This window comes from Thainema salinarum CENA647 (genome assembly GCF_057732415.1).
Genome location: NZ_JBYJZJ010000001.1, coordinates 1 through 16,817 on the forward strand (window position 1 = coordinate 1; position 16,817 = coordinate 16,817).

General features: G+C 58.5%; 17 protein-coding genes and 5 pseudogenes. 10 read left to right on the forward strand and 12 right to left on the reverse strand.

Features of this window, described 5'->3' with window-relative positions; translation table 11 throughout:
- Nucleotides 1-144: 144 nt before the first annotated feature.
- The gene (locus tag AC286M_RS00005; protein WP_488202448.1) at nt 145-531 is read left to right on the forward strand and encodes a DDE-type integrase/transposase/recombinase; all 387 of its coding nucleotides are present in this window, start codon (nt 145-147) and stop codon (nt 529-531) included.
- A gap of 303 nt (nt 532-834) precedes the next feature.
- Complete coding sequence (locus tag AC286M_RS00010; RefSeq protein ID WP_488202434.1) at nt 835-1,170, forward strand: PAS domain S-box protein; 336 nt, start codon at nt 835-837, stop codon at nt 1,168-1,170.
- A gap of 281 nt (nt 1,171-1,451) precedes the next feature.
- Here the strand turns inward: AC286M_RS00010 and AC286M_RS00015 are convergent, their stop codons facing one another.
- The 9 genes from AC286M_RS00015 to AC286M_RS00055 all read right to left on the reverse strand — a co-directional run bounded on the left by AC286M_RS00015 (nt 1,452) and on the right by AC286M_RS00055 (nt 8,725).
- Complete coding sequence (locus tag AC286M_RS00015; RefSeq protein ID WP_488202435.1) at nt 1,452-1,631, reverse strand: hypothetical protein; 180 nt, start codon at nt 1,629-1,631, stop codon at nt 1,452-1,454.
- A 749-nt stretch (nt 1,632-2,380) separates the two neighbouring features.
- Nucleotides 2,381-2,605, reverse strand: coding sequence for an ATP-binding protein (locus AC286M_RS00020; protein WP_488202449.1), 225 nt, complete (start codon nt 2,603-2,605; stop codon nt 2,381-2,383).
- Nucleotides 2,599-3,651: a histidine kinase dimerization/phospho-acceptor domain-containing protein gene (locus AC286M_RS00025; RefSeq protein WP_488202436.1), complete on the reverse strand. Its 1,053-nt coding sequence runs from the start codon at nt 3,649-3,651 to the stop codon at nt 2,599-2,601. The genes AC286M_RS00020 and AC286M_RS00025 overlap by 7 nt, the downstream gene beginning before the upstream one ends.
- Nucleotides 3,644-3,961 carry a LytTR family DNA-binding domain-containing protein gene (locus tag AC286M_RS00030; protein ID WP_488202437.1) on the reverse strand — a complete coding sequence of 106 codons (318 nt, stop codon included), beginning with the start codon at nt 3,959-3,961 and terminating at the stop codon, nt 3,644-3,646. The genes AC286M_RS00025 and AC286M_RS00030 overlap by 8 nt, the downstream gene beginning before the upstream one ends.
- Before the next feature lie 4 nt (nt 3,962-3,965).
- Entirely contained in the window at nt 3,966-4,256 is a 291-nt protein-coding gene (locus AC286M_RS00035) for a LytR/AlgR family response regulator transcription factor (RefSeq protein WP_488202450.1), read from the reverse strand.
- 705 nt (nt 4,257-4,961) lie between these two features.
- Nucleotides 4,962-6,059 (reverse strand): hypothetical protein, encoded by a 1,098-nt coding sequence (locus AC286M_RS00040; protein ID WP_488202438.1) that lies wholly within the window; start codon nt 6,057-6,059, stop codon nt 4,962-4,964.
- A gap of 288 nt (nt 6,060-6,347) precedes the next feature.
- The gene (locus tag AC286M_RS00045) at nt 6,348-6,728 is read right to left on the reverse strand and encodes a hypothetical protein (protein ID WP_488202439.1); all 381 of its coding nucleotides are present in this window, start codon (nt 6,726-6,728) and stop codon (nt 6,348-6,350) included.
- 401 nt (nt 6,729-7,129) lie between these two features.
- On the reverse strand, nt 7,130-8,326 hold the full coding sequence (gene earP / locus AC286M_RS00050) for an elongation factor P maturation arginine rhamnosyltransferase EarP (RefSeq protein WP_488202440.1): 1,197 nt from the start codon (nt 8,324-8,326) through the stop codon (nt 7,130-7,132).
- A 180-nt stretch (nt 8,327-8,506) separates the two neighbouring features.
- Nucleotides 8,507-8,725, reverse strand: coding sequence for a hypothetical protein (locus AC286M_RS00055; RefSeq protein WP_488202441.1), 219 nt, complete (start codon nt 8,723-8,725; stop codon nt 8,507-8,509).
- Between the two features lie 15 nt (nt 8,726-8,740).
- Between AC286M_RS00055 and AC286M_RS00060 the strand changes: the two genes are divergently transcribed.
- Both AC286M_RS00060 and AC286M_RS00065 read left to right on the forward strand, forming a co-directional pair.
- A complete protein-coding gene (locus AC286M_RS00060; RefSeq protein WP_488202442.1) occupies nt 8,741-9,127 on the forward strand; it encodes a sigma factor in 387 nt (128 codons plus the stop codon).
- Nucleotides 9,087-9,629, forward strand: coding sequence for a sigma-70 family RNA polymerase sigma factor (locus AC286M_RS00065; protein ID WP_488202443.1), 543 nt, complete (start codon nt 9,087-9,089; stop codon nt 9,627-9,629). Before AC286M_RS00060 ends, AC286M_RS00065 begins: the two co-directional genes overlap by 41 nt.
- A gap of 570 nt (nt 9,630-10,199) precedes the next feature.
- Here AC286M_RS00065 and AC286M_RS00070 read toward each other — a convergent pair.
- Nucleotides 10,200-11,335, reverse strand: a protein-coding gene (locus tag AC286M_RS00070; protein ID WP_488202444.1) for an IS3 family transposase whose coding sequence is annotated in 2 segments (ribosomal slippage) — nt 10,200-11,080 and nt 11,080-11,335 — 1,137 coding nt in all. Because the reading frame shifts where the segments join, the coding sequence is not laid out codon by codon here.
- Nucleotides 11,336-11,443: 108 nt separating this feature from the next.
- On the opposite strand from AC286M_RS00070, the gene AC286M_RS00075 reads away from it, so the two are divergent.
- The 4 genes and pseudogenes from AC286M_RS00075 (at nt 11,444) to AC286M_RS00090 (ending at nt 13,075) form a co-directional block, all read left to right on the forward strand.
- Nucleotides 11,444-11,569, forward strand: coding sequence for a hypothetical protein (locus AC286M_RS00075; RefSeq protein ID WP_488202445.1), 126 nt, complete (start codon nt 11,444-11,446; stop codon nt 11,567-11,569).
- A 235-nt stretch (nt 11,570-11,804) separates the two neighbouring features.
- Nucleotides 11,805-12,020: pseudogene (locus AC286M_RS00080) on the forward strand (IS3 family transposase); the annotation flags it as partial.
- Between the two features lie 282 nt (nt 12,021-12,302).
- Complete coding sequence (locus AC286M_RS00085) at nt 12,303-12,611, forward strand: hypothetical protein (protein WP_488202446.1); 309 nt, start codon at nt 12,303-12,305, stop codon at nt 12,609-12,611.
- Entirely contained in the window at nt 12,611-13,075 is a 465-nt protein-coding gene (locus AC286M_RS00090; protein ID WP_488202447.1) for a hypothetical protein, read from the forward strand. The genes AC286M_RS00085 and AC286M_RS00090 overlap by 1 nt, the downstream gene beginning before the upstream one ends.
- A gap of 301 nt (nt 13,076-13,376) precedes the next feature.
- Here AC286M_RS00090 and AC286M_RS00095 read toward each other — a convergent pair.
- A pseudogene (locus AC286M_RS00095) lies at nt 13,377-13,652 on the reverse strand (IS3 family transposase); the annotation flags it as partial.
- A 43-nt stretch (nt 13,653-13,695) separates the two neighbouring features.
- Between AC286M_RS00095 and AC286M_RS00100 the strand changes: the two are divergent.
- A pseudogene (locus tag AC286M_RS00100) lies at nt 13,696-15,103 on the forward strand (IS30 family transposase).
- 7 nt (nt 15,104-15,110) lie between these two features.
- Here the strand turns inward: AC286M_RS00100 and AC286M_RS00105 are convergent.
- Nucleotides 15,111-15,482 (reverse strand): annotated as a pseudogene (locus AC286M_RS00105) (DDE-type integrase/transposase/recombinase); the annotation flags it as partial.
- A 174-nt stretch (nt 15,483-15,656) separates the two neighbouring features.
- Between AC286M_RS00105 and AC286M_RS00110 the strand changes: the two are divergent.
- A pseudogene (locus AC286M_RS00110) lies at nt 15,657-16,817 on the forward strand (IS256 family transposase); the annotation flags it as partial.

The window sequence follows — 16,817 nt, forward strand, 5'->3', positions numbered from 1 at the left end:
GCTTCGGGCTGCTGTACGACAGCGCCCGCCACCAAGGCAAGCCCTGGGGCAAGACAGCGATGTGGCGCGTGTACTGCGAGCTGCGGCTGAACAGCCTGCCTCGACGCGCGAAGAAGCGGCTGCCTGCTCGCGCTCAAACAACCGCTGCAGGCCGCAGCTCAGCCCAACCAGGGTTGGAGTTGCGACTTCATGTCCGATGCGCTGTGGTCAGGCAGGCGCTTCAGGACCTTCAACGTCATCGACGAGTTCAATTGCGAGGGCCTTCGTATCGAGGTCGACACCAGCCTGCCGGCTGCCCGTGTCATCCGTGCCCTGGACGAGTTGGTGGAGGTGCGTGGTGCGCCGCTGTCGATTCGCCTGGACAATGGCCCCGAGTTCATCGCCAATGCGTTAGCCCAGTGGGCGCAAACCAAGGGCATCGCCCTCAATCACATCCAGCCTGGCAAGCCCACGCAGAACGCCTATGTCGAGCGATTCAACAAGACCTACCGCACCGAGGTGCTCGATTGCTACGTCTTCCTCACAGCTTGAAGGTAATGGTGCGTGACATGACGGCCGACTGGCTACACCGATACAACCACCATCGACCCCATGAAGCCCTCTGCGCATCCCTCCGGTCGAGTACCGTGTCAAACTGTTCCCCAACCTCTACTTCTGACTGGCTCAGGAAATCGAGGGGACTTCAAAGCAAGTGGTCACCTGCATTGTCCATGGTCGATATTGGTGAATGAGTCACGATAAGGTGAGGAATGCTGCCTAATCCCAAGCTTCTTCTTTTCTCTCGCCGCGGAGACAGCATCTTTCGATTATCTGACCGCTACAAGGGCTTCCAAGGTGGCAGTTGGAACGCGCCCGGATTCATCGCAAGACCGAGAGCAATGGGAGTGGCGCGTAAGGAAGGATGGATCGGTTTTCTGGGCCAGCATGTTGCTACGTGCCATCCATGACGACGATGGCAAGCTCATCGGATGCGCGAAGATCACAATAGATATCACCGAGCGACAGCGCCTGCAGGAGATGGAGCATTCCCTGCGTGCTCTTAACCAGTTTCTGGCGTACTGTGGCACGAGTCCGCATCCCCTTGCTCCCATGCATATGCACTCGAACTGCTTCAGCGGCGGGAAACTGAGGACACTAGGGCCTCCCTCGAGGTCGTGGATCGGCAACTGACTCACCTCACTCGGTTGCTCGATGATCTGCTCGATGTGGGGTCGCCTCACCATGGCGGAAAAGCTGACCGCGTGCTGAGCATCACCCCTGTGACAATGCACCGGGAGGCTCGCGGCGCCGCACCTTACCAAGCTTGTTTGATTCACTCCACTGCTCGGCCGCTTTTCCTGGGGCGCCTCGACCTGAGCATTGAGCCGCTAAGCGAAAGCTCCTTCCCTTGCCCGGCCCGGCCCGGCCCGGCCCGGCACCGGTAATTTACGTCTGCACCATGCTGCCCAGAATCACCCGTGATAACGCCAGACGAAGAGCCCATCCAGGCGCATGAAGCGTGCAAACGAATGAACGTCAGTCTGATCGACGTTTCCGTTTTGCGTGAGCACCTTCAGCTCGGGGTTGATGTCGTGCTCCCTCACGAAGTTGCGGATGGGCATGCAGTTCGAGCAGATCCGGATGGCACTCATTCGGGACCAAGCTCGACGCAAGGGTGAGGGTAGCGTTGTCTCAACTCGATGAGACGAAACTGCCTTTCAATTCTGTCCTGGGAGCAAGCCGGCCGGACGCATCCCCTTCCGAGATTGCCATGGACATACCTCGCGGGCGTCACCACTAAGCGGCTGGCGGCAGTGCACAAGCACGGCCTTCAGCATCCATGTGAGTGTTCATGGAAGTCGGCTACCGCTCCCACTGAGAAGGAAACACGGTCTCGAGAATGAGATTAGCCAGCTTCTCATAAGGCAGCGGCTTGTAGGCGATCGTCGAGCGCCTCCGCGGTGCTATCCGCCCCATGCCTGATTTCGACGTCGCCCGCTGAGCAGAATTGCTGGTATCCGCTTCTCCTGTAGCGCCTGGCGCACCCATTGGATCAAACTCGATAACCCGACACACCTGCATCCAGATGAAAGTCGGTGAGGATCAAGTCCATGGGGACTCACCGTCATTTCGAGCTTGGGGTTCCAAGGCGGGCCAGCTGCTCGCGGACGGTCACCCTGCAACCCCATTCTTCCAGCGTTCTTGCTGTACTCTCAAGTACAGGCTCGTCGTTGTCGACCACTATGATCCGCAGGCCACGCAAACCGGATTCTCTGGCGCGAACTGACGAGATCGCCTCCTTCACTCGATTCACTTCGTGGCAACGTGATGGTGAAGGTCGTTCCCGCCCCAAACGTCGATGTTACATCGATGGGTGCTTTAAGAATGTCCGCCGTTTGCTTCACGATATCGACAAACGAAGGCCCAGCCCCTCAGCTGAATCTTTGCCATCTCGCAGACGGACGTTACGGCTCGATAGATTCCTTGTGAGCTGATCTGCAGGAATGCCGATACCTGTGTCTTGTACCTTGATCGCAACCTTTTCTGGCCCCTCACGCGAGGCCGAAACGCGCACTGCTCCCTTGAGCGAATACTTTATTGCATTGGAAATCAGGTTACTCAGAATCGTGCGTAGCTGGCTGGGATCGGTCGAAGCACGTTCAACGCGCCAGAGTGAAACTCAAGTTGCAGGCCGCCATTGGAAGCTGTGTCATGGAACTCGTTGCACAGCGAGTCAAACATCTTTTCCAGCGATATCGGCTCGGGCCTCGAGATAACCAGACCCGAGTCCAGTCTTGTGAGGGCCATCAACATGCTCAGCGACTTCGAAAGCGAATTGACCACTTCATTCACCGCTTCAACCTCAGGTCGCTGCGACGAAATATTTGCGTCGCGACGCAAACGTCCCAGCATCAAGCCGAGCGCGTGAACAGGCTGTCTCAGGTCATGACTCACTGTTGCCAGCAGTCGTGTCTTGCCCGCGTTCGCTTCCTGTAGATGCGCGACTTGCTGAGCGAGATAGCTCCTCTCCTCATTCAGTTCCGAGTGCCGACGTTGCATGGTGGCATGAATCCGCCCTCGGGCCATCGAAATGGCGTACCCCGTAGCCAGGACTATCACAGTTGCGACCATCTGTAGATACGAGTCGCGGCCTTCTCCCAAGAGAATGGTGATCACAGCCAAAGAAGCGCCCTGGAGAAACAATAAAATCCAGATCAGTCGCTTGACTTGGCGATGAACATAGAAGTGTGATGCCAGCAGAGCGCTCAACTGGAGCGAAAACAGCAAGGCATTCATACCTCCGCCTTGCGCATATGAAAGCACACCCGCTGCCATGAGAGACCATGCGATCGCAAAGACCACGGTTACTCCGGTCAGCCACCTGTACACGGCCTGCCGGGCCATACCCTGGGCGCGGACGAGAAAGGAAAACCGCAGGAATTCCGCCAACCAAAGAACCAGAGTGGCAAAGCAGACCGTTGCCAGAATCAAAAGACACAGCGGCGGTGTTAACCCTTCCCGAGCAGGCGCATCCGACGCCATCCAAATAAGGATCAGAAAGGAGAGAAACTGACCTCCTGCGAGGACCAGCATCTGATAGGCGGGCCGATGCGGAAAGGATTGTGCAACGTATCGAGCGGGCATGTTCTCGGCAGCCGAAGGCTCAGACACCTTTGAAGAGTTGCTCGAACGAGCGACTGACAACAAGGCTTTCCGAGCGGCCTTTCACATGCACCCGCAAGCGGCCCATTTCATCGCGCCGTAGAAAGTCAATATGCTTTCGATGCACGATGGTGGTTCCCGGTGGGATGCGCAGGAATACAGTCATGTCCAACTTCTCTTCCACCTCTGTGATGCCAAAGCGCATCAAGACGATGGCGAGTAAGGACAAATAGGCGTTGGTGTACTTCCGCTCGGCCTGAAGGTAAATGATCTCCGAGGGGTCGATCAGGATGATGTCGCGACCACGAGATCCGGTCAACCATTCACCTACCGGATGGCTGCTTTGAGTAACGCTGAGCGGACAGAGTTGGCCGACCACCACCCTTGCGCGCGTAGAGCATGCTTTCCGCACGATCCAGGGCCTGCGCCAGGCGCAGAGGGCGCACGGGCTTCACCAGATAGTCAGCTACATCGCTTTCATACGCTTCCACCGCCTTAGTTGGATCTCCGGTAATCATGATGACGATGGGCGTCATCGACGATGCTTTCATCATCTCCAGGATGCTCGGGGATCCGGGGGTGCTGTCTGGCATATGCAAGTCCAGCAGCAGGATATCTCTGGCACCAGCTCCTCCAGCGAATTCATGAGGTCGAGCTGGGTGTGCACAACCTTCTGCACCTTAAAGTCTGACCTTAACCGCTGAACAAGTAACGCGATCCCCTCGGCCTGTTCTTCGTCGTCTTCTGCAATTACAACCCGTATCGATTCCATCGCATATCCCTTATGAAACCACAAAATCGTACAACGGCATGACACCGTATGCGCTTCAGAAAATTTCAGCTTGATGTGTCCGACACCCAACCCCCCGCTTGCAACAGCCTGCCCGTGTGGAAGGGAGTCAACATAAGTGAAGGGTTGCAAGGCGCTGCCGAAGCAGACTACAACCGTTACCGATGAAATGGCAAGGATGCGGCTTGCGCATCATGGTGAGATGAGTAAAGCGCCAAAGGCTGTGACGTGGTCAACACAATGCATTCCGTTTTTGTGGCGAGCAGGGCCGATGATCCATGCAAGCCACGTCGCGCTAATAAAGGAACGAGATGAGGTCTTTGGGTACGAATTGACGGATTTTGGACAAATGCTGTGCGCAGACCCGGGCCCTGATCGCCGCTTTGCAGGCACCAAGCGCCGTCTTCAGCTTCAGCTCACTTCGGCTCTGCGTCGCGTGACACTGCTCTGCGTCGTTCAGCCGGTGAGCAGCTCGACACCATCAGAGGTGACTGAGCTCACCTCAACGTCCACCAGAGAGCTGGCTTTTTTAACCGAGCCTGCACATTGCCCCGTCAATCGGACAGAGGTCGTCGTCCGTCACCACATAAACAAACCGCAACGTGTCCCTTCCGCTGGATCGACTGAAATGCGCGGCACGCTGCTTTCCACCAATCCTCAATTGCAACTCCGGAACTCCCCGCTTGACCTGCACCGCCTGACTCAGTGGAACGTTTGCCTCTATTACCTGTCCCACGGACAGCTCGCCAGCTAGGGGGGCGGCAGCTAGTGAGGCAAAGGCAGAGGGAGTCCAAGGCAATGATGGAGCCGGCTCCATGCTTAGCGCAACGGCTGTCACACGTGGCGATTCGTCGCCCCATATGTGATCGTTTGCGCTGTCCGCTTCTTCGTGATTTGGCAAGGCAAGACCGCGCAGAAGACTATCCACGTAGACAAGTCTGTCATCGAAAGCCAACGCTGCACCAGTGAGCACGTAGGAAGTTTCCGCACGGTCGGACGAGATTCGTGCAAGCGACAACCCTCCGGCATGCTCTGAGATCTCATAGGCGGCAAAAGTGCCTTCCAAGCGGATGGGCTCCAGCAAAGCGATGTCGTAGACGGTTTCCGTGCACTCGGCTGCCGCCACCGTCAACAACGCCCCTTCGGGCATCTGACGTATAGCACTTTGGCTTGCCACCAGCTCAGGTCTGCAAGGCCGCACGTGAGCTGCCACCGATGCGTTGTCAGTTGCACCAGGCTCACCGAGCAACGTCGCGAATGCAGCGGACGCGCAGATATTACGCCACAGACTGCCCATCTCAACCCTGCCGTCCGCGAAGACGATATGCTCGGGCCCCTGCTCTCCCAGGAATTGCACCACTCCCCCCATACGGGAGCTCAGCACGCACTTGTCCCCGACATGGACGATCGAGTATTCACTGGCCAGTCCAATAAGATGCAGCTGGTCCACATTCTTCGCGCATGCACCAAGGTCAAAACAGCCACTTGGATGCAGCACAAGGTGACACGCATTTTCTATCTGATCGATCTTAAGAAATCGCCCTTCGAAAGTGATAACGCAACGATTGAGGGGTAGAGGCGGGCGCGACTGCAGGCCCGTGAAGAACGTGATGTCAGATGAGTTCATTTCGCACACTCCTGCAATGCAACTGCCCGGTCGCTCAAGGTAAGCGAAGGGTGCATCGCGCTGAAGGCAAGGTGAAATCCTTGCGTCCGGCTTCGATTCAGACGAATTGCAGCAGTGTGTGAGCTAGCGCGCGAACCCAGGGAACGAACCGCGTCCTCAAATCAACGAATGGCACTCGCGGGGGAACAAAGTTTTGATACAACTGTTCTCGGTGGAAAAAGTCGGAATTTGCCGCGCTTGCTCTGTCGCGCTTTCAGCGCTTAAGCGTGCAAAGTTCATACGTATTCACTAAGACGACAGGCTGTATGGAGCCGAAAGCTCGCAGTAGCAACTCCCCGCCTCTAGGCGCCACAGAGAGTTGAAGTCTTCGGCGGCCGTTTTGCGCAACTTCTCCAGAGTGCCGTACACATGTATCCGAACGTTGGCAGTCGTTTTCGAGATTGCTACAAGGCTAATTTCTATGCGATCAACGGTCTGTGCTCTTTGTAGCAACCACAGCAGTTCGCGGATGATTTGACCAACCTGCACCCGAAACATGTCCTTGGGCATTCGAACGCTGATCTCGGGCGCATGCTCGTTGGCGTGAAGGTCGGAGTGGATGCGGACGTGGGCCAAGAGCCACTTTTGCAGAGACTCACTTTCTACACAACCTCCCTTGCGTTGCAGCATGGCACTGTGCAAACAGATAGTCGGACAAGTTATAAACAGGTGCTGGATCGACGGCACGACCACGTTCAGCGGCAACTGCAAACCTGTTCATTGCGTTAAGTACGCTATGAATATCCCAGAACACGACATGTGAAAGCCGCTGCTCGCAGGGGGTGGTTGTCGTCGGCCTCCCGATGTACTTTCTGCCAAAGGAGCGCTCCGCAGAGTCAAACCCTGCAACTATCCAGACAGTGACTGCATCTAGCATGCCAACATCGTAAATACCGTATTCATTGACTCTCCGAACTTCTTGGACTTTTGGATTGTGATCAGGCCACCGCGCCACAAGCGTCTTTCCTGCTCCGTAGCCTTGGAGCGAGAAGTCTGCCGATCGCAGTTAGCGATGCTTGGGGCACAAAACCTCACAGTTCGATGCTTGACGGCTGTCCGGATACGCCATGGGCGTCGTAACAGGATATCTTCATTTTGTCATCGGTATCTCGCTTTTGGCTCGACCAAATACCCACGGTGACAAGTGACGGCAGCACATCCGCCGAGGCCGCGGCGCATGGGCGATACGCCGCGCCGCCTCGTTCGCCGACGAGGTACGCAGCGACATCCGAGCTGCTCACTGAACGATCCTGAAGCTCTGCGAGATGGCGGATTCGACATTTCGGAACCGGTGCGCCACGACCGAGCAGGACCGCTTGAATGCCGGATCTGATTTCGTCGAAGTACCAGTCGAAAAGACCGTCCTCCTCCTGCAACCAGAGCATGGGCGCTCCTGATTCGATCGCCCGTAGCGCAATGTCATAGTGGTCGGTAAAAATCAGATCGCAGCACCACGCGATCTCATCGAGCTGGGGCCAGGTGAGTTGTGGCAGCGCATTGCAAGAGATTTGCCCATGTGCACAGGAGACGCCGTGAACCATTCCGTTGTCTGGATCTGAAACAATCAAGCGTACTGGCCGATCTGCGACCTCTGCAAGCACTCGGCAGAGAACTGTCGATGATGGTGCATTCCTGGCAGCGCACAGAACAATCAGCGCATCCGGCGCCCCAAGATCGGGCATGCTCAAGCTTTCCATCGTAGCCTTGGTTAGCCCGGCGGTTGATCTCCAGCGTTGGCGCATCTCGCACATGTTTCGCTGAGACCAAATTACACCCGCTCCTCCGACGGCTTCATCCTGAAACACATCGAAGGCAGAGCTACCGGACACCTCTGCCCTGGGTGTCGCTGGCCGATCTGTATTGAGTCCCTGGCCTAAAGGCCAGATGCGAAGGATTCGTCGGTGGTTGCCTATCCCGTAGACGATGCGCTCGCGGTACTTCGTAGGCATCTCGCCTCCGCTCATGCACACGATGTTGTCAGCGGGGTGAACGATGTCGGCGAGACGAAGTCGCCAGAGCTCATAGTTCGCCAGCGGTTGCACCCATAGATTTGAGTCGATACGCGCATTAAAGCCTGCCAGTGCTTCAGGGTCATCAAGAAAAACGCGCACGCGGCAGGCGGGGTTGGAGCTGAGTTGAGTTGCAAGGATTGAGAGCTCTCTCAACCTGTCGGGGACCGAAGAAAAGATGTCCCACGTGACTGACTTCGTCTTCTCTTGATTTGGCATGACGTTCCTCACTGTCATAGGTCAATGCTTCCACACTGTGGAATGCGCCTCACTCCAAAACGGTGAGCACGTTCAAGAGTCTGAAGACGACTCTTTGCATTGAGCGCGCGATCATCACGCCGCACGCGAACTCGCACCTCGCGAGGGTATGAGCTGCTTCTCTGAGGGTATGAATTGCCCTTACGGGGCATCCGATGAAGACGAACCCTCTTGTCCACCATCAGCCCAAGATCCTCGATTTCGCACCGCCCCTCCTCCTGCGTCGGCAGCATCGTCACTCACCATCATGCGTGCGTGGCTCGATTCGAACGGTTCGTGTCCGCTGACGATTGATTCGTAACTTGTTGCCTGCCCCTCTTCAAATTTGCTTTCAATGTGACTCGCACTTGGACCCTTCAAGCCAAGCATCACTTGATGTTTTCTGTCAGTACCTCACCCGATGTTGAGTGGGCTGACGCAATTGGAGCCGGCATGCAACAAATTGACACAATGAAGGCGGTATCGGTGACGGGCTCCGTGATGAGCAGCTACCGATCAATGGTCTGTCGTATCGCTCAAAAGATTCACATGGGAATGCCCGCGTGCGTAGAGCTCGATGATCTGATTCAGGCCGGAATGATCGGTTTGGCTGAAGCGGAACTGCGGTACGTGCCGACTGCAAACGTTGACTTCGCTTGCTATGCGTTCACACGTATCCGAGGCGCCATCCTAGATAGAGTTACGGGGCAACGACTGGATCTCTCGCAAGGCGAGAAAGCAGATGAAAGATGTCGACCGCGCCGTCTCACGCTTGCAGCATAAGCTGTTTCGCACGCCTCGCGACACAGAGATTGCACAAGAGCTCGGCAGCTCCGTTGAGGAGTACCGCCAGGTGATGGCGCTGAGCTCTGGACCTGGTCCCATCAGCCTCAGCGATTTTATGTTGGACGCGGAGACAGAGCCTATTGACGATGGCATCGAGAACACCTGCGACTTCGAGCGCAGCTCGGCGGATGTTTCCGCTGATCCGATCACTATGCTACAGAGTCGTCAGATGTACGAGGCTCTAACCTTGGCGTTTGAAGCACTTAGCGAGCGAGAGCGCACCGTCATGCACATGCGCTTCGAGGACGATCTAAACTTAAAGGAGATTGGTGCCCGACTTGGTGTCACCGAGTCGAGAGCTTGCCAGATTCTGACCAAGTGCACCTCTCGCCTTCGCACGATCCTCGTTGACGAACACCGTCGCAGGAGCCAGGAGGGTCGCACGCAGGCTATACGGCGCGCAATACACCAGGCACTAGGTCACCCTGGGTGTTCATGACCAGGTACGCGGCTTACGGGATTCGAGCGGTGCAGAGTCCAAATGAGATAGGCCTACAGTAACTGCCAATGAGGGCTGCGAGGCTGCGTAACGCGGGGTCGAAGCCTCGTACGGTCTGACGCAAGCCATTCCAAACCGGTCTGCAGAAAGAGCTAAACTCTGCCTTTGGTCGTGAGCGCTGGAGCCGTGTCTAGACATGCTGATGCCCATTTCCATGCAGGCATGGTTGACGCAGTCACCGTGCAGGTATAGAAATCGCTCGATGCGCACGCCAAATGCGCGTGGTATCCCTCCTGCCTAGCGCAGGAACTGCGCGCAATCCGCAATCACAGGCCCTTTCCTCTCCAGCACGGGGGCCAAGGACACCCGTAAGTGCTCGTCGACAGAAAATGCGCCGCATCAGGACGCCTAAGCCGTGAATGCGCCGCAGCCGTCGATGTCAACATGCCGCGGTCAGGCATGGCCTCGTCCGTAGCGGTCACCGGCGGTTTCAAGGTTCCAGGCGGCGCGGCCCCCACTGACCTGCCCCCTGTAGACGTACCAATCAAAAGTGGAAGTCCGGATTCAAGATTACTCGATGGGGTTCTTGGTTGAAGGGAATTGAGCTGCATCGCCAGTGCGCTGGCGATGCAGCTCGGCGAAGCGAGCCGGTGGCATACGTCCCAGGCTACTGTGCGGCCTGACCTCGTTGTAGTCCGTTCGCCAGGCTGCCACGGCCACCCTGGCCTGATGCAGGGTCTCGAACCAGCATTCGTTCAGATGTTCGTCACGGAACTTGCCGTTGAAGCTCTCGATGTAGCCGTTCTGCATGGGACGCCCAGGCTGGATCAGGATGTGGCGAATTCCATGAGCCTGCGCCCAGGCCATGAAGGCGCGGCTGGTGAACTCCGGGCCGTTGTCGGTTCGTACCGACTGCGGATACCCACGAAACAGCGCAGCGCGGTCCAGCACCCGAGTCACGTACTGCCCTGAGATACCGAAGTCCACCACGATATCCACACTCTCGTGGCTGAAATCGTCCGCCACCGTGAGGTACTTCAAACGCCGCCCGCCCGAGAGGCTGTCGCTGACAAAATCCATGCTCCACACCTCGTTAACCGTGCGTGCCAGTTGCAGCGATACCCGCTCGTCGACAGGGCGCTTGCCCTTCTTGCGGCGGCGTACAGCTAGGTTGGCCTGCCGGTAGAGGCGGTATACGCGCTTGTGATTGATCCCGGGAAACTGCGGACGCAGCAGATCGTGGATGCGCCGGTAGCCAAAGCGGCGGCGCACATGGGCGATCTCCACGATCCTCTCGTGCAGTTCCATAGTGGCTTGATTGGCCTGTGGTGGGTGGCGGTAGCTGTCGCGGGAGAGCCCCACAAGACGGCACGCCCGGCGCTCGGACAAATGGTGTTCGCTCACCATACGCCCAATCGCCTCGCGCCTGGCCTGTGGGGCTAGCGCTTTACCCCCAGAACGCTCTTGAGCGCGTGCATGTCCAGGTGAGCCTCGGCCAGCAGTCGTTTGAGCTTGGCGTTCTCAGATTCGAGCTCGCGCAGGCGCTGTGCTTCAGAGACCTGCATGCCGCCGAACTTGGCGCGCCACTTGTAGAACGTCGCGTCGCTGAAACCGCCGTTGCGGCACAGCTCCTTGATCGGCATGCCGGCCTCGGCCTGCTTGAGGAAACCAATGATCTGTTCCTCGCTGAATCTGCTCTTCTTCATGTCCGTCATTCTCCTGGTGGTTGACGGACTTCACTAGTGGGGGGCAGGTCAAGGAAGCACAGCATCAGCGAGCCGACGTACTACAAATGGAAGAGCCAGTTCTCGGGCATGACGGTCTCGCAACTGTCACAACTGCGGCAGTTGCAGGACGAGAACGCCAAACTCAAACGCACGTACGCCGACCCGGCGCTGATGCACCACGCCCTCAAGGATATCGTTAACCGAAAGCGCTGACCCGGGAGCGCGCGAGATGGTCGTTCAATCCCTCGTGGCCGAACATGGCATGAGTGAGCGACGGGCCTGCCAGACCAACGGCATCGCCCGCTCCACGCTGCGCTACCGGTGCGTCCCACGTGACGACTCCGGGGTCATCACCTTCATCCAGGGCCACATGGCGTTGAACCGTCGCCATGGGTTGCTCTACGACAGTGCCCGCCACCAAGGCAAGCCCGGGGGCAAGACCGTGCTCTGGCGCGTGTACTGCGAGCTGAGGTTAAACCTGCCTCGGCGGGGCAAGAAACGGCTGCCCGCGCGCGTCAAGCAACCGCTGCAGGCCGCCGCGCAGCCCAATCACGGCTGGAGCTGCGACTTCATGTCCGATGCGCTGTGGTCAGGCCGGCGCTTCAGAACCCTCACCGTCATCGACGAATTCAACCGCGAAGGCCTTCGTATCGAGGTTGACACCAGAGGGATCTGTTCCTTCGCTTAGTAGGTGCATCGGTCTTCCTACACCGCTCCCAGCTCAGTTCGCCCTGCCCTCTCGAGAATGAGCTTGACTAGCAAGTCAGGCAACTTATCCCCTAGCGACTCATCCTTACCTCGCGAGCCGGTCGTTTCCAACGGAGCAAAAACCGCCTTGATGACACACTTCGTCACCTGGTGCCATAGGCCCCGCATTTCGTTCCATCCGCTGCGCTTGGTAAGAACGTAAAACGAGAATGGAATTTTCCCAACACGCAGATCTCATATGTGCATTCGCCCATTTCTCTTCGCCTTAGTTGCCGTCGCCGTGCTCGAAGGGTGTGGAGGCAATTCCTCTCCTTCTGCTGCTTCTGCTCCTGCCTCGGAAAACCCAACTCCGGCTGTCCCGGGCCCGACACCAGTTACGCCTATATTGACCACCAGTACGTCGCACTTGGGCCTCGTAGTGGGAGGTCAATCTAGAACCCTCGTCATCGGTAATGCAGCGGCGCTAAACTTGCTGATTACCACCTCAGGCTTTCCTGCAGGCACGACTATCGTCAACGATAACTGCGCTGCTCCGGTACGTCTTTAGTGGTGGGAGCGTACTGCACCCTTGAGGTGATTCCGGGCACCACTGCCTCGGCGGCTGCCGGTGATGTGAGTCCAACGCCTGGATCGATTGTCATTTCAGCGACTGATGTTTCGCCCGTCAACATCGAAGTCTCCGTGATCACGTATGGCAGCTTCTATCAGGGGGATACGTTTTCGCAATTGACGACACTACTCCTAGCGATGGGAGCGTCGGCGGCAAATCAGTTGACATTGCTGCACTTCCGAGCCAGTCGCAATGGGGCAACGACAGCGACGATATCCCCACCGTGCGAGCCGACGCAACGAATCCATGCGACGGGGATACAGATGGTGCCTGCAACACGAGCCAGCTGGTTGCGCGCTACAGCGGCAGCGGATATGCAGCCGAACTCTGCCATACCAGCGAAGCGGCCAACTTTCACGACTGGTATCTCCCTGCAGCATGTGAGGTCGGCTACTCGGTAGGTTAGTCATATTGTGGAACACAGAATTCTCCAGTACTTGCGGCAGAATATCCAGAGCCGGCTGGTCGACAGCAACGTCATACCTGCAACGGGTGCAATATGGTCCTCCACACAATCTACATCGTTGTCATCATTGGCGCTGTACGCTGAGCCCCGGGTTCTCGCTCAGCCCTAGAGAGACGGCAAAAAGTGAACAGCAAAACGTCCGATGCGTTCGCGCTCTCACACCGTGACGCAAGTTGGCGACAGACTAGCATTTGTTGGTTTGACTGTGGGCTGCTGCCGGTTTCGTTGACACCGGCCTAAGCTTCTTTAGCTTGCTCGAACTGTATGGGACTGACGTACCCGAGCGTCGAATGCTGGCGCGTCGGGTTGTAGAAGCACTCGATGTAGTCGAACACGTCTGAGCGGGCCTGCCCTCGTGTCCGGTACACCTTGCGAGCCGTGCGCTCGGTCTTGAGCGAGCTGAAGAAGCTCTCCATGGTCGAGTTGTCCCAGACCTCGCCGGCCCGGCTCTTGCTGCATGTGATGCCCTGTTCGTCCAGCAGCTTCTGGAAGTGCTCGCTGGTGTACTGGGTGAGTTCAACCCATCGTTGCAACACGTCCTATTTGGAGGTGTTGATGAATGTGAAGACGAGGAAGAAGAGCGCGTCGTTGCGCGCAAAGTTGCGCTCGCCCGGACGACCTCCGGTCCCGCACCCGTGCAGCGCGATGGCCGTTCTGGCAAGCAATCGCCCGTGGGCTCAGCAGCGAGGACGCGGCCGCCTTTGCCGGGGTGTCCATGGCCGTTGGTGCCCGGTGGTTCCGACAATGCGGCGGTATGCCACCTTCGCATCTAGCACCATCCGCGCCGCAGCCCACCTGCCGCTACCTGTCGTTCGCCGAGCGTGAGGAGATCGCGCTGGCGCGTGCCTGCGGCGAGGGCGTCCGGGAGATCGCCCGTCAACTTGGGCGTGCCCCCTCAACGATCTCGCGCGAGCTGCGGCGCAACGCGGCGACGCGGGGCGGCAAGCTGGAGTACCGTTCTCATACAGCGCAATGGCATGCTGATCGTGCAGCCAGAAGGCCCAAGGAGGTCAAGCTGGTGGGCAACCAGGCGCTTCGCAAGTACGTGCAAGATCGTCTTGCGGGGAACATCGTGACGCCGGGCGGGCGAGCGATTGCCGGCCCGCAAGTGCCATGGAGCGGTCGACGGCAGGGGCGTCGGCAGGCGCGCCGATGGTCGCGCGCTTGGAGCCCTCAACAGATCTCCAATAGGCTACCAATCGACTTCCCCGAGGACACTGCGATGCGCATCAGCCACGAGGCGATCTACCAAGCGTTGTACGTGCAGGGCCGCGGAGCGCTGCAGCGTGAGTTGACGGCGTGCCTGCGTACGGGCCGTGCTCTGCGCGTGCCCAGAGAGCGCGTAAGGGGTCGCGGGAAGTCGTTTGTCACCCCGGAGATCATGATCAGCGAGCGACCGGCCAGCGTTGAAGATCGAGCGGTACCTGGCCACTGGGAAGGTGATCTCATCCTTGGACTGGATAGCTCGGCAATTGGAACGCTGGTTGAGAGGACGACGCGCTTCACGATGTTGCTGCACCTGCCGCCTCTGCCTGGCCATCGTCAGCAGCCACGAGACAAGCACGGCCCCGCATTGGCTGGTCACGGCGCTGAGGCGGTCAGAGAGGCGATCACCAAAGCCATGAGTTCGCTGCCGAAGCAGCTGAAGAAGTCCCTTACATGGGACCAGGGCACCGAGATGGCCCAACACGCGCAACTCTCAATGCACACTGGCCTGCAGATCTACTTCTGCGATCCACAGAGTCCTTGGCAGAGAGGCACCAACGAGAACACCAACGGGCTGTTGCGCCAATACTTTCCAAAGGGCACGGACCTCAGCGCGCATCGAGCAAGCGATCTACATGCAGTGGCGCTGGCCTTGAACACGAGACCACGCAGGACGCTCGACTGGCACACGCCCGCAGAGGCCTTCAATGAGCTGATACGCTCGACCAGCAGACGCAGTGTTGCGACGACTCGTTGAATGCGGGCTGACTGCCCCTGTCCGAGTGGTGCAGCAGCGCCACGGGCTTGCCTCGGCGCCATACGGCCATCATCAGCGCGTCCACCACGAGCTGCGAGGTCATGCTCTCCTGCATCGACCAGCCCACAATGCGCCGCGAGTACAGGTCCAGTACCGCCGCCACGTACAGCCAGCCCTCGGCCGTCCAGATATAGGTGAAGTCGGCCACCCATTCTTGGTTCGGGCCGTCGGCCTGGAACTGGCGGTCCAACACGTCGTGGCCACACGCGGCGTGCGCCGTAGGTGCGGTCGCTGCGCACGAAGCTCTGACGTATCTGCGCACCCAACTCTTCGTCGCTGAGACTGCGCCGGCTTCTCAGGTCGGCGTGAGCCACGCGTGAGGGTGTGCAGAATTTTGTGTAAACGGACAATCCACCGCCGGCGCAAGCCGGCCTGTCCGTAAGCACGATGAACGCCAAGAGAACACGACGTACCCGAAGAACTGCTGTCCGGCCTGCTGGCCAATTACAAGAAGCCTGAAGACCTCATCGGCGAGAACGGCCTGCTCAAGCAACTGACCAAGCTGCTGGTCGAACGAGCCCTGGACACCGAATTGACCGAACACCTGGGCCATGAACGCAACGAGGCGGTGGCCAACCCCGCTGGCAACACCCGCAACGGCAAGAGCAAGAAGACCCTCAAGGGCGATTTCGGTGAACTGCCCATTGAGGTGCCCCGTGACCGCCATGGCAGCTTCGAGCCCCAACTCATCCCCAAGCACCAGACCCGCTGGGCCGGTTTCGACGACAAAATCATCTCGCTGTACGCCCGTGGCATGACGGTGCGCGAGATACAGGCCGATCTCGAAGAGATGTATGGCGCCGAGGTCTCGCCCAGCCTGATTTCCTCGGTGACTGACGCCGTGGCCGACGAGGTCAAGGCCTGGCAGGCCAGACCGCTGGAGCCAATTTATCCCATCGTCTACCTGGACTGCATCCATGTGAAGGTGCGCGAGGGCGCGGTGCGGGTGAAGCGGTGTACCTGGCCATCGGCATCACCATGGCGGGCGACAAGGAGGTGCTGGGCCTGTGGCTGGCGCAGACCGAGGGCGCCAAGTTCTGGTTGCAGGTGGTCACCGAATTGCGCAATCGGGGCGTGCAGGACATCTTCATCGCCTGCGTCGATGGGCTCAAGGGCTTCCCTGACGCCATCGAGGCGGTATTCCCCAAGGCGGTCGTGCAACTGTGCATCGTTCACATGGTGCGTCACAGCCTGAACTACGTCTCATGGAAGCGCCGCAAGGAGGTGGCGGGCGACCTGCGCCGCATCTACACTGCCGCCACCGCCGAGGAGGCCGAGCTCATGCTCGGGGAGTTCGAGCCCCGCTGGGAACGCCGAGTACCTGCCCTATCGGCCAGTCCTGGCGCAGGAACTGGAGCCGCTTGACCCCGTTCTTTGACTACCCGCCGGATAGTCCGCAAGGTCATCTACAGCACCAATGCCATCGAGTCGGTGAACATGAGCCTGAGGAAGCTGACCAAGAGCCGGGGCTCGTTCCCCAGCGACGAGGCGCTGACCAAGCTGTTCTACCTGGCCCTGCGCAACATCAGTCAGAAGTGGACCCTGCCCATCCGAGATTGGAAGGCTGCCCCTGACCCGCTTTACCATTCAGTTCGGAGACCGCATCTCCGCGGTCAATTGAAGTCCGAACCGTTTACACAAAAATTCGGACACG

Bases quoted from the DNA above. Each gene is read 5' to 3' on its own strand.
- AC286M_RS00040 (WP_488202438.1), bottom strand. From the start codon at position 6,059: ATGAACTCATCTGACATCACGTTCTTCACGGGCCTGCAGTCGCGCCCG.
- AC286M_RS00085 (WP_488202446.1), top strand. From the start codon at position 12,303: ATGTGCATTCGCCCATTTCTCTTCGCCTTAGTTGCCGTCGCCGTGCTC.
- AC286M_RS00015 (WP_488202435.1), bottom strand. From the start codon at position 1,631: ATGAGTGCCATCCGGATCTGCTCGAACTGCATGCCCATCCGCAACTTC.
- AC286M_RS00065 (WP_488202443.1), top strand. From the start codon at position 9,087: ATGAAAGATGTCGACCGCGCCGTCTCACGCTTGCAGCATAAGCTGTTT.
- AC286M_RS00045 (WP_488202439.1), bottom strand. From the start codon at position 6,728: ATGCTGCAACGCAAGGGAGGTTGTGTAGAAAGTGAGTCTCTGCAAAAG.
- earP (WP_488202440.1), bottom strand. From the start codon at position 8,326: ATGCCAAATCAAGAGAAGACGAAGTCAGTCACGTGGGACATCTTTTCT.
- AC286M_RS00075 (WP_488202445.1), top strand. From the start codon at position 11,444: ATGACGGTCTCGCAACTGTCACAACTGCGGCAGTTGCAGGACGAGAAC.
- AC286M_RS00060 (WP_488202442.1), top strand. From the start codon at position 8,741: ATGTTTTCTGTCAGTACCTCACCCGATGTTGAGTGGGCTGACGCAATT.